At 61.6% G+C, this 12,304-nt stretch carries 11 protein-coding genes; 2 read left to right on the forward strand and 9 right to left on the reverse strand.

Annotation, left to right across the window (positions count from 1 at the left end):
• Positions 1-138: 138 nt before the first annotated feature.
• From polA to Q6D67_RS13965, 5 genes are read right to left on the reverse strand one after another with little or no spacing between them, the layout of a single operon-like run.
• A complete protein-coding gene (polA, locus tag Q6D67_RS13945; protein ID WP_304706269.1) occupies positions 139-2,862 on the reverse strand; it encodes a DNA polymerase I in 2,724 nt (907 codons plus the stop codon).
• A 6-nt stretch (positions 2,863-2,868) separates the two neighbouring features.
• Entirely contained in the window at positions 2,869-3,531 is a 663-nt protein-coding gene (locus Q6D67_RS13950) for an SCO family protein (protein ID WP_304706270.1), read from the reverse strand.
• Between the two features lie 13 nt (positions 3,532-3,544).
• Positions 3,545-4,453 carry a heme o synthase gene (gene cyoE, locus Q6D67_RS13955; protein WP_304706271.1) on the reverse strand — a complete coding sequence of 303 codons (909 nt, stop codon included), beginning with the start codon at positions 4,451-4,453 and terminating at the stop codon, positions 3,545-3,547.
• Entirely contained in the window at positions 4,454-5,080 is a 627-nt protein-coding gene (locus tag Q6D67_RS13960; protein ID WP_304706272.1) for a hypothetical protein, read from the reverse strand.
• A 39-nt stretch (positions 5,081-5,119) separates the two neighbouring features.
• Entirely contained in the window at positions 5,120-5,875 is a 756-nt protein-coding gene (locus Q6D67_RS13965; protein ID WP_304706273.1) for an SURF1 family protein, read from the reverse strand.
• 92 nt (positions 5,876-5,967) lie between these two features.
• Between Q6D67_RS13965 and Q6D67_RS13970 the strand changes: the two genes are divergently transcribed.
• Positions 5,968-6,225, forward strand: coding sequence for a DUF2909 domain-containing protein (locus Q6D67_RS13970; RefSeq protein ID WP_304706274.1), 258 nt, complete (start codon positions 5,968-5,970; stop codon positions 6,223-6,225).
• A gap of 5 nt (positions 6,226-6,230) precedes the next feature.
• Here Q6D67_RS13970 and Q6D67_RS13975 read toward each other — a convergent pair whose 3' ends face one another.
• Genes Q6D67_RS13975 through coxB form a run of 4 tightly spaced genes read right to left on the reverse strand, consistent with a single transcriptional unit; the run spans position 6,231 to position 10,549 of the window.
• Positions 6,231-7,202 (reverse strand): cytochrome c oxidase subunit 3, encoded by a 972-nt coding sequence (locus Q6D67_RS13975; protein WP_304706275.1) that lies wholly within the window; start codon positions 7,200-7,202, stop codon positions 6,231-6,233.
• A gap of 43 nt (positions 7,203-7,245) precedes the next feature.
• On the reverse strand, positions 7,246-7,806 hold the full coding sequence (locus Q6D67_RS13980) for a cytochrome c oxidase assembly protein (RefSeq protein ID WP_304706276.1): 561 nt from the start codon (positions 7,804-7,806) through the stop codon (positions 7,246-7,248).
• Between the two features lie 10 nt (positions 7,807-7,816).
• Positions 7,817-9,379: a cytochrome c oxidase subunit I gene (gene ctaD / locus Q6D67_RS13985; protein WP_304706277.1), complete on the reverse strand. Its 1,563-nt coding sequence runs from the start codon at positions 9,377-9,379 to the stop codon at positions 7,817-7,819.
• Between the two features lie 15 nt (positions 9,380-9,394).
• The gene (gene coxB / locus Q6D67_RS13990) at positions 9,395-10,549 is read right to left on the reverse strand and encodes a cytochrome c oxidase subunit II (protein ID WP_370551966.1); all 1,155 of its coding nucleotides are present in this window, start codon (positions 10,547-10,549) and stop codon (positions 9,395-9,397) included.
• Positions 10,550-10,867: 318 nt separating this feature from the next.
• On the opposite strand from coxB, the gene Q6D67_RS13995 reads away from it, so the two are divergent.
• Positions 10,868-12,196 (forward strand): MATE family efflux transporter, encoded by a 1,329-nt coding sequence (locus Q6D67_RS13995; protein ID WP_304706278.1) that lies wholly within the window; start codon positions 10,868-10,870, stop codon positions 12,194-12,196.
• The last annotated feature ends 108 nt before the right edge of the window (positions 12,197-12,304 follow it).

A 12,304-nucleotide genomic window follows, 5' to 3' on the forward strand; every position in this document is an offset into this window, starting at 1 on the left:
GGGGGACAGGCAACCGGGACAGCTTGGGTCTCTGGGGAAGAGACATGCCCCGCGAAAGGTCTATGGAGAGAAACCTGCGGGACTGTAGCAGCATGCTACGGTAAGTGAGACCGGCCCTGCTGGGAAAGGTTCCGCGCTTCAGTGCGCTTCATCCCAATTTTTTCCAACACCGGCTTCGACCAGCAACGGAACTGCCAGCTCCGCCGCCTCGCTCATCAGCCTGCAGAGGGTCTCGCGAACCTCGGGCACCGCATCGGCCGCCACCTCCAGTACCAGTTCGTCGTGTACCTGCATGATGGTGCGGGCATCCACAGAGGACTGCTGCAGCCAGCCATCGACCCGCAGCATCGCCTTTTTGATGATGTCCGCCGCCGTGCCCTGCATGGGCGCATTGATCGCGGTGCGCTCCGCGGCCTGGGCCCGCATCTTGTTGCGGGCGTTGATCTCCGGCAGGTAGAGCCGGCGCCCGAACAGGGTTTCCACATAGCCCTGCTCCCGGGCGCTGGCCCGGGTTCTGTCCATATACTCCTGCACCCCCGGGTAGCGCTCAAAGTAGCGCTGGATGTATTCCTGGGCTTCGCTGCGGCCCAAATGCAACTGGCGCGCGAGGCCAAAGGCGGACATACCGTAAATGAGCCCGAAATTGATGGCCTTCGCCTTGCGCCGCTGGTCTCCGGATACCGATTCCAGGGACACGCCAAACACCTCGGCCGCGGTCGCGCGGTGGACATCGAGGCCGTCGCGGAACGCCCGCAACAGGCCCGCATCCGCAGACAGATGCGCCATGATGCGCAATTCAATCTGGGAGTAGTCGGCAGCAACAATCAGGTAGCCTTCGGGGGCAATGAAAGCCTGGCGGATGCGGCGACCCTCTTCGGTCCGGATCGGGATATTCTGCAGATTCGGGTCGGAGGAGGACAGGCGACCGGTCGCGGTCACGGCCTGGTGGTAGGACGTGTGCACACGGCCGGTCGCGGGATTGACCATATCCGGCAGCTTGTCGGTATAGGTGGACTTCAGCTTGCTGAGTCCGCGGTATTCCAAAAGCAGCTTGGGCAGGGGGTAGTCCAGCGCCAGTTCCGCCAGCACTTCCTCGGCGGTGGAGGGGGCGCCTTTGGGCGTCTTGCGCAGGACCGGTAGCTCCAGCTTGTCGAACAGGATTTCGCCGAGCTGTTTGGGGGAGCCGAGATTGAACGCCTGGCCGGCGAGGTCGTGAGCATCGGTCTCCAGTTGCCGCAGGCGCTCGCCCAATTGCCCGCTCTGCTGCCGCAACAGCCCCGTGGAGAGCAGCGCACCCGTGCGTTCAATCCGCGACAGCACCGGCACCAGCGGCAACTCGATGTCAGTGTAGACCGAACTCGGACCGGGCAGGGCCTGCAGGCGCGGCCACAGGTTCTGGTGCAGGCGCAGGGTGACATCTGCGTCCTCGGCCGCGTAGGGCCCCGCTTCCTCCAGCTTGATCTGGTTGAACGTCAACTGCTTTGAACCCTTGCCGGCGATGTCCTCGAAATGGATGGTCTTGTGGCCCAGGTACTTGAGCGCCAGGCTGTCCATGTCGTGGCGGGTGGCGGTGGAGTCCAGGATGTAGGATTCCAGCATGGTGTCGTGGCGGATGCCACGCAGAGTAATGCCGTGATTGGCCAGCACGCTGGTATCGTACTTCAGGTTCTGGCCCACCTTGCCCAGCTGCTCGTCCTCCAGCAGTGGCTGCAGCTGCGCCAGCACCGATTCCCGATCCAGCTGCTCCGGCACCCCAAGGTAGTCGTGGGCGAGGGGAACATAGGCTGCCTCTCCCGGCGCCACGGCAAAAGACACGCCGACAATTCGCGCCTCCATGTAGTTGAGGCTGGTGGTTTCAGTGTCGAAGGCGAACAGTTCGGCGCTCTGTAAACGCGTCAGCCACCGGTCCAGCTCATCCTGGCTGGTGACGATCTCCCAGGCGCCGGCAGTCTGCCCGGAAAGTTCGGACTCGGCCGCGGCACCCGTATCCAGCAGCTCTTCCAGCCAACTGCGAAATTCGAGACGGCTGAACCACTCGCGCAGCACCTCCGGGTCGGGCTCCCCGTTGTGCAGGTCCGCAATGGTTTCCGCGAGCGGCACGTCGGTCTTGATAGTGGCGAGTTGATAGGACAGGTAGGCGCGGTCCCTCTCCGCCTCCAGCTTGGCAGCCATGGATTTGGCGCCGCGAAACTCCAGTTGCGCCACCTTGTCCAGCGCCGCGTAGATTTCGTCCAGCCCACCGAGGCCCTGCAGCAGGGCGAGGGCGGTTTTCTCGCCGACCCCCGGAACACCGGGAATGTTGTCGATTTTGTCCCCCATCAGGGCGAGGAAATCGATGATCCGCGCCGGCGGAATGCCAAACTTCTCCTCCACCCCGGCCTCGTCCAGGCGGAGGTCGGTCATGGTGTTGACCAGGGTCGTGTTTGAATCCACCAGCTGCGCCATATCCTTGTCGCCGGTAGATATCACCACCGGGCGGCCCTGGCGGCTGGCCTCACGTGACAGGGTGCCAATGACATCGTCCGCCTCCACCCCCGGCTCGCAGATCAGCGGCAGGCCCATGGCGCGAACAATGGCGTGGATCGGCTCAACCTGGCTGCGCAGCTCATCGGGCATGGGCGGGCGCTGGGCCTTGTACTCCGCGAACAGTTCGTCGCGAAAGGTCTTGCCCTTGGCATCGAAGACCACCGCAATGGGGCTTTCGGGGTAGTCCTTGCGCAGGCGCCGCAACATGCTGATCACACCCTTGATCGCGCCGGTAGGCTCGCCAGTGGAGGTATTCAGCGGGGGCAGGGCGTGAAAGGCCCGATACAGGTAGGAAGAGCCGTCAACCAGGACGATCGGCACGGTGTGGTCAGCCATGGTCGGCTAGCGATCCCACAAAACGCGGATTGAGCGGTACGTAACTTTCATCTGGGCGAGGTCCAGCGGTGCCTTGAAAAAGGCATGGTAATCGCCCCGGGGGTTGATGAGTACCACATTGGCGCTGTGATCCACGAGGTAGTCTTCACCCTGTCCCGGCACCTTGCGGAACGGAGTATTGAGCGCGGTGGCGAAGCGGTGGATATCGAGAAACTCTCCGGTGACGCCGATGAATTCCGGGTTGAAGAACGGCACATAGCTGGCCAGTTGCTCCACACTGTCGCGCGCCGGGTCAACCGACACCATGATCACCTGGGTATCTGCGACCTCGGTTCCTTCCAACTGCTGCATGAACTGGTCGAGAAAGGCCATGGTGGTGGGGCAGATGTCGGGGCAGTAAGTGAAGCCGAAAAACAGCAGTGACCACTGGCCCTCCAGGGTTGCGGGTACAAAGGGCTGGCCGCGGTGGTCAATCAACTCGAAATCGCCGATGTCCCGGGGCGTTTGCAGCAGAAAGGCGCCGTTGGCCTGCATCTCGGCCGCCGACATTACCCGCGGCTGGCCGATACGGTTCACGAAGCCGGCGATGATCACCAACATGAATACCACTACACCGATAACCGTGAACCGGATACCGCGGGTCTGGCTGGCTGTCTTGCTGTTGCTCATGGGTAGTGGGGCCTCAGGCAGTGGTCATCGGAAACAGGTAGTGATCGGCCAGCATGATCACAAACAGGGCCATCAGGTAGACAATCGAATATTTGAAAGTCTCCATCGGTGCCCGGGGATTCCTGTTGCGCATCAATTCCACCGCCCAATACAGGAAACCCGCGCCCAGTACCACGGCACCGAGCAGGTATAGCGGCCCGCTCATGCGGGTGACGAACGGCAGCAGGGTAATCAGGAACATGATGATCGTGTAGAGCAGGATGTGCAGCCGGGTGAAAGCATCGCCATGGGTCACCGGTAGCATGGGGATATCGACCGCGGCGTACTCGTCCTTGCGGTGAATGGCCAGCGCCCAGAAGTGGGGCGGGGTCCAGGCGAAGATGATCAGCACCAGCAGCAGGGCATGGCCGTGAATTTCCCCGGTGACGGCAGTCCACCCCAGCAGCGGCGGCGCGGCGCCGGCCAGGCCGCCGATGACGATATTCTGCGGCGTGGCGCGTTTCAGGAACATGGTGTAGACCACGGCATAGCCCAACAGCGACGCAAAGGTCAGCCAGGCGGTCAGCGCATTGACCCAGATGAGCAGGATCGCCATGCCCACGACACCCAGCACCAGGGCGAACAGGCTGGCCTGCAGGGGCCCGACCCGGCCCTGGGCAACCGGGCGCTTGCGGGTCCGGGCCATGCGCTGGTCTACACGCTGGTCGACCAGGTGATTGACCGCAGCGGCGGCCCCCGCGCACAGGGCAATGCCCAGATTGCCCAGGATCAGGGCATCCAGTGGCACCATTCCCGGCACCGCCATGAACATCCCGATCACCGAAGTCAGGATCATCAGCAGCACTACGTTGGGCTTGGTCAGCTCCTTGTAGTCGCGCCAGGTGGCTTTGCCGGCCACCGGCATGTCTGTAGTAGCACCCATTCAGTCCCCGGAGTTCTTCAGCAGGAATTTAAGATCCGAGATCACGTCTTTGTAACTGTCGTCCTCAGCATACGCCATCATCACCCACCCTGCCGGATCCACCAGGTACCAGGACTCCGCGGCCGCCATCGCTTCCGGGAACAACGCCGGCCAGGCCGCAGCGTCAAGGCGCAACGCCGACAGGCCAGCATGCTCACGCGCCAGTAACTGGCTGAAGTCAGTCGGCACGGGCTTGCCGTCGCTGAGCGCTGACACTGCCAGGGCGGTATCTGTCAGTGCCCGGTCAGTTATCAGCATCCGGCGCACCCGCGGGAACTCCTTGCCCAAGGCCATGTGGATCTGCCGGGTCAGGTACAGCTTGTACTCGCAGCTGGTGCCGCATTCGGGGCCACTGTTGGTTACCAGCAGGGTCCACTGCCGGTCGGTATTGGTCCAGGGCAGCGGCGTACCGGACGGGGCTGCCAGATCCGCGGCCGCCAGTTCCCGCGGCGGGTCCAGCAGGGTGCCGCGGTTGGCGGTACCGAGCAGCTCCACGATGTCGAGATCCCCCCGGACCACAAACCACCACAGCCAGGTCGCGGCGAGCACCATGGTAACGGGAATGCCGGCAATGAGCAGCATCACCATTCTGCCCCTGTTGGGAGCTGTCACCGGTTGCTGCATTGGTCAGGCCTCGTGTTGTTTGCGGGTAAGCAGCTGCCACAGGTTGGAGCTGCGCAGGAGGAAGAAAAAAGCGAGTACCGCCGCCATGCTGAACCACTGCACAGCGTAGCCCTGGTGCTTCTCGGGGCTGGCATTGACCAGCTGCCAGGCAACCGTCAACGCCCCCGGCTGGCCGCTGTCGATCCGCACCGGATGCGGGTACAGCGCGGCGCCGGTAACTGTTGCCACCAGCGGCGCCAGGGTCTCGGTATCCAGCGCCTGGATCCGCACCGGCCAGGGTGGCGCCGGATGCTGCTCCCCCAGCAGGTAAGGTTTGCCCGGAGTAACATAGATGTGCCCGGTCAGCGTCACCGGACCATCGGGCTCGGCCACCTGCGGCAGCACCAGGCGGGCGGGATCGCTGGGCACCCAGCCCCGATTCACCAGCACCACCCGGTCACTGTCCGCCAGCGCCAGCAGCCCAACCACCTCGTTGCCGAAACGGCCCTGTTGGACGCGGTTGTCCAACAACAGGTAATGCCCGGTCAGGAATTCCCCTTGCAACGAGACGCGGCGGTACGCCAGCTGCCCGGGCTCACTGCCCGCCAGCGCCGTCAGCGGCACCGGAGCTTCGCTCTGCCGCGCGCTCCAGCGTGCTTGCAGCTCGGCTTTCTCTTCGGCGCGCTCCAGTTGCCAGAATCCGAGGGCAATCAGGGCCGGCAACAGCAATGCCGTCGCCAGGGTGATGCGCCACTCAAGATCAAGCTGTAATCCGGCCATGCCTCAGCCCCGTTCAGTTAAAGTCAGATGCGCTGCGCCCGTCCGCCGCGGGGCTGGTCTATACTGCGCTGTTTGCAACCGGGAGAAGACCATTGTTGAAAATCGCGATCGTCGTTTTGATGCTGGCATTGCTTGCCAGCCTGGGAAGCGGGTTCTACTTCCTCATGGTCGACCAGGGCGACAAGAGCAAGCGCAGGACCTTTCACTCGCTCGGGGTGAGACTGGGCATTGCCATCACACTCGCAGGCCTGATCGTCTACGGCGTTGCCAGTGGCCAACTCGGCCACCGCAACCCCTGGGACGCCGGACCGCGTCCGCTGCCATCCCAGGAGCAGGGGAGTAGCGACTGACCGCGCTACAGGATATAGACAAACAGGAAGAGGAACACCCATACCACGTCGACAAAGTGCCAGTACCAGCTGGACGCTTCGAAGCCGAAGTGATCGTCGGTCGTGAAATGGCCACCTTTCACCGAGCGCAGCCACTGGATCAGCAACATGGTCATGCCCATGATCACGTGGAAACCGTGGAAGCCGGTAAGCATGAAGAAGGTGGAGCCGTAGATGCCGGAGTTCAGGGTCAGGCCGAAGTGGGCATAGGCCTCATAGTATTCGAGAATCTGCAGGCTGACGAACAACATCCCCAGGGCCACGGTAATGCCCAGCCAGATATTGAACTTGCGCTTGTTGCCGTCGAGGATGCCCATGTGCGCAATGTGCACGGTCACACTGGATGACAGCAGCACGATGGTGTTCCACATTGGCAGCCACAGGTACCAGGCGGCCGCATCGGCAAACGCCATGCTCTTCTCATAGCTCTGGAACGAGCCCATGTTGGCAATGGGCTGGCTGGCAACGCCACCGACCGCTTCCTGCGGCGTTTGCGCCATCGGCCAGGCGTACTGGAAACCTTCCCACAGCAGGTGGTTCATCCTGCCGCCTTCGCCTTCACCGGCCAGCCAGGGTCCAACCAGGGTGCGGACATAGAACAACGCGCCAAAGAAGGCGAAGAAGAACATGACCTCGGAGAAGATGAACCAGAACATGCCCAGGACATAGGATTTCTTCAGCTGGGCGCTGTTGAGGCCGGCGATGTTTTCCCGGATCGCGGTCCGAAACCAGGCGAACAAGGTCGCCGAGAAGAAGAACAGGCCGAACCAGAAGATACTCCAGGAGCTGGTCGTCGCACCGTCGCCAAAGGTCATGTCATTCATGACGCTGGCGGCCCCAAAGGTGCTCAGGAGCAGACCGATAGTGGCACAAACTGCCATCTTGCTTTTTTCCGGTACGTAATACTTCTCGTACTCTGTGGAACTCTGGGTCGTCATGGTGTTTCTCCGGTTAAATCACGCGGCCCCCCCGGGCCGGGCGTCAGCGGGCAGCGACAGCGCCACCCACCATGTCTGTTACGTCAAAAATCGTGTAGGACAGGGTAATCGTCCTGATGTCCGCGGGCAGGTCCCGGTCGACAATAAACTGCAGCGGCATCTCCGTGGCAGTCTCAGCGTCCAGCGGCTGCTGGTTGAAACAGAAGCATTCGGTCTTGTGGAAGTACGCCGCCGCCCGGGACGGCGATATGCTGGGAATCGCCTGGGCTACCATCGGTCGCGGCAGCGGATTACGCGCATGGAACACGGTGTCATTGCTCGCGCCCGGATGCACAACCATGCGGGTCACGGATGGGCCAAACTCCCAGGGCATGCCCTCGTTGTTGGTGGCGACAAACTGGATCGTGATGGAGCGCGATTCGTCGACCCCGGCCTGTACCGCGGTATAGGCCTCGCCGCTGGTCTTGCCGTTGATGCCGAGCGCGTCACAGAGCACGTCATACAGCGGCACCATGACCACGAAGACGAAGGCAAACATGGCGACTGCCGTCGTTGCCAGCTTGACGACAGTGTCCAGGACCGGATTGCTGCTGACTCTCAACATGGAACCGACCTCACTTGACCCGCGGTGGCGTCTCGAAAGTGTGGTAGGGCGCCGGCGTGGCAACCGTCCACTCCAGGCCTTCAGCGCCGTCCCAGGTCTTTTCATCGCTGGTGGGCTTGCCGGCCACGATCGTGGCTATCACGTTGTACAGGAACAGGATCTGCGATGCGCCGTAGATAAACGCACCGATACTGGACAACATGTTGAAATCGGCGAACTGCAGCGCATAGTCGGGAATACGGCGCGGCATGCCCGCCAGGCCGACGAAGTGCTGGGGGAAGAAGGCGATGTTGAAGCCGATAAACGAGATCCAGAAGTGGGTCTTGCCCATGGCCTCGTTGTACATGCGGCCACACCACTTCGGCAGCCAGTAGTAGATGGCGGCACTCATGGAGAATACCGCACCCGCCACCATCACATAGTGGAAGTGGGCTACCACGAAGTAGCTGTCATGGTACTGGAAGTCGGCCGGGGCAATGGACAGCATCAAGCCGGTGAAGCCGCCGATGGTGAACAGGACCAGGAAGCCCATGCAGAACAGCATCGGGGTTTCGAAGGTCATGGCGCCGCGCCACATGGTCGTTACCCAGTTGAACACCTTCACCCCGGTGGGTACGGCAATCAGCATGGTCGCGTACATGAAGAACAGCTCACCGGCAACCGGCATGCCCACCGTGTACATGTGGTGTGCCCACACGACGAAGGACAGGAAGGCGATGGAGGCGGTGGCGTAGACCATGGAATCGTAGCCAAACAGCGGCTTGCGGGCAAAGGTCGGGATGATCTGGGACACTACGCCGAAGGCCGGCAGGATAATGATGTATACCTCGGGGTGGCCGAAGAACCAGAAAATATGCTGGAACAGCACCGGGTCACCGCCACCGGCCGCGGAAAAGAAGCTGGTGCCGAAGTGGACATCCATCAGCATCATGGTGACGGCGCCGGCCAGGACCGGCATCACCGCCACCAGCAGGAACGCGGTGATCAGCCAGGTCCAGACGAACAGCGGCATCTTCATGTAGGTCATGCCGGGCGCGCGCATGTTCATCACCGTGGCGATGATATTGATCGAGCCCATGATGGAGGACAGACCGAGCACGTGGATGGAGAAGATAAAGTAGGTCACCGAGGGCGGCGCATAGGTGGTCGACAGCGGCGCGTAGAAGGTCCAGCCGAACGCCGGGGCGCCGCCTTCCATGAACAGGGTGGAGGCGAGGATCAGGAATGCCGGCGGCAGAATCCAGAAGCTCCAGTTGTTCATCCGCGGCAGGGCCATATCCGGCGCCCCGATCATCATCGGGATCATCCAGTTGGCCAGCCCCACGAAGGACGGCATGATGGCGCCGAACACCATCACCAGGCCGTGGAGGGTGGTCATCTGGTTGAAGAACGCAGGATCGACCAGCTGCATGCCGGGCTGGAACAGCTCGGCACGGATAATCATGGCGAATGAGCCGCCAAGAATGAACATGGCAAAGGAGAACCACAGGTACATGGTTCCGATATCTTTGTGGTTGGTGGTAAACAGCCACCGGCTGAGGCCCTTGGCGGGACCGTGATGATGAGCGCCCATCGTTAACTCCTCCAATTAGCCCCGTTTGTGATTGTAGACGTCAATGGGCTGGATCATGTCACCCATGTTGTTGCCAAAGGCGTTGCGCTGATAGGTAATCACCGCCGCCATCTCCACATCATTGATCTGGCCGCCAAATGCCTGCATGGCAGTACCTGGCACGCCGTTGATTCCAACCTCCAGGTGGCCGCCGACTTCACCCGTGGCGATCGCGCTGCCGGCAATGGCGGTACCAACACCACCCTCACCATTGGCGCCGTGGCAGGCAAGGCAATTGCGCTCGTAGACCGCTTTGCCGCGGGCCATCAGTTCGTCCATGGTGAAAGTCTGGGCCATCAGCTCGCGGATTTCCGCAGCCTCGGATTTTTTGACTGCCATCCAGTCGGCGTATTCTTCCTTGCTGACAACATTTACCACCACCGGCATGAAACCGTGGTCCTTGCCGCAGAGCTCGGCGCACTGGCCGCGATAGACGCCCTCAACGGTGGCTTTGGTCCAGGTTTCGTTGATAAAGCCGGGAATGGCATCCTTCTTCACCGCGAGCTCGGGGACCCACCAGGAGTGGATCACGTCGTTGGCGGTGACCAGGAAACGCACTTTGGTGTCGACCGGGATCACAACCGGCTCGTCCACTTCCAGCAGGTAGTGTTCGCCTTTGGCTTCGGTGTTGTACACCTCACTCTGTGGGGTACGCAGGTTGCTGAAAAACGACACGTTTTCGCCGTCTGCGTTCAGATATTCGTACTTCCACTTCCACTGGTAGCCGGTGATCAGGATATCCATCTCGGCGTCATCGAAATCATAGATTTCGAGCAGGGTGGAGGTAGCGGGGACCGCCATGCCGATCAGGATCAGGAAGGGCACCACGGTCCAGGCGATTTCCACCTTGGTGCTCTCGTGGAAAGTCGCGGGGGTTACGCCGCGGGATTTGCGGTGATAATAGATCGAGTAGAACATGACCCCGAACACAAGTGCGCCGATGATGACGCAGATCCAGAAGATCAGCATGTGCAGGTCGTAGATATTCTGGCCGACGTCCGTGACCCCCGGCGACATGTTCACCTGGTTTACCTTGCTGCCCGCAGCCAAAGCACCGGCACTTGCCAGGCTCAGCAGCATCAGCACAGGACCAAGCGCCAGCTTGAACAGCCTGTTCGCTTTCAACAACATTCCCGTGTCTCCCTCGTAATCACCGACTTTTCGCCCAACCGAGACTGCACTACCGCCATTTATTACCGCAAATGGTCTGCGACTTCCACGCACTGGCGGGCATGAACACCCGGGCCGTGGCCCTTCGCCTGGGGAAGGGAGAATAAAGAGGTTTTTGCTCGTTTCAGCCGTTTCCGCTCTACTGCGACTGGCAGCCGCAGTTTGGAGCGCGGGGATTATAGCGAAACTTGCGGGCAAAAAATACTAAGATGCTGATTTAGTGAGGGTTTGGTGGGACGCAATCGAGCAGGGAGAACCGGCATCCCGAGATCGCTACATATGGTTGGCAGAGACCCGCTGGACCACAAAATATGGCGTATAGCCTGGCCGGCAATCCTGTCCAATATTTCCATACCGCTGCTGGGACTGGTCGACGCCGGCATACTCGGCCATCTGGATGACAGCCGTTATCTGGGTGCGGTGGCCATCGGCAGCGCGCTGTTGTCGTTCCTTTACTGGGGATTCGGCTTCCTGCGCATGGGTACGACGGGGCGGGTAGCCAGGGCCATGGGGGCGGGCACACCCAATAGTGCCAACCTGGAACTCTACAGGGCTCTGGTGCTGGCCCTGGCGCTCGCCATGCTGGTCTGGGTTCTGCATCCCCTGTGGCTGGGCCTCGGTCTTGCTCTCATGGCTCCGGATCCCGGCCTTTTGCACCTGGCCGACAGCTACGCCAGCATCCGGCTGGCCAGTGCGCCGGCCGTGCTCGCGACCTATGCCATGGTCGGCTGGTTCATTGGCCAGCAGAATACCCGCTGGCCCATGCTGGTGTTGCTTGCCACCAATCTGGTGAACATTGTGCTGGATGTGGTGCTGGTGGTCGGCCTGGGCCTCAACAGCGACGGCGCGGCACTGGCGACCGCAATTGCCGAATACCTGGGTTTCGGTCTGGCGGTTTACGGCGTGTTGCGTACAGCCGGCCCGAGCCTGCGTGGCCCATCCCTGGCGCCGTTGCGCCGTTGGCGGGGATACCTCTCGCTGCTGCGCAGCAACGGCCACCTGTTTGTGCGCACCATCACCCTGCTCGCCGCCTTCGCGTTTTTTACCGCCATGGGCGAGAAGCTGGGCGGTCCAACACTGGCAGCCAATGCCCTGCTGATGCAGCTACTGATGCTCACAGCCTATGGCCTGGATGGATTTGCCTACGCGGTGGAGGGTCTCGCAGGCAGCAGGGCCGGGGCGGGAGACCGGGACGGGTTCTACCACGCGGTGCGCCGCTGCGGCTTCTGGTGCGGTGTCGGCGCGGTGTTCTTGAGCATTGCATTCCTGCTTCTGCAACAGCCCCTGTTTGCGCTCCTGACCAGTCTGCCGGAAGTCCGGGAAATCCTGCACAGCCACCGCCTGTGGCTGGTGCTGCTGCCGCTGGTGGCGGCACCGACCTACCTGCTCGACGGAGTCTTCATCGGCACCACCGAAACCAGCTACATGATGGTCACCATGTTGGCCAGTGCCCTGCTGGTCTATCTTCCGGTCTGGTATCTGAGCCAGCCCTGGGGCAACCACGGCCTGTGGCTGTCATTCACTCTGTTCAATGCTGCCCGCGGGCTGACACTTTATGCCTGCTACCGCGCCCTGTCGCGCCGCGATGGCTGGTTTCGAGAGGGCTGACGGGTGGGTCCGGCTGACGGCGGCGATACAAACTATGCTAGTATCATAAACCATTAATTACGAAACATAATGTCGAGACATTTTGAGATCTGCATCTTGCCGAGAGAA

It is taken from the genome of Haliea sp. E1-2-M8, assembly GCF_030649675.1.
Classification (GTDB): domain Bacteria; phylum Pseudomonadota; class Gammaproteobacteria; order Pseudomonadales; family Halieaceae; genus Haliea.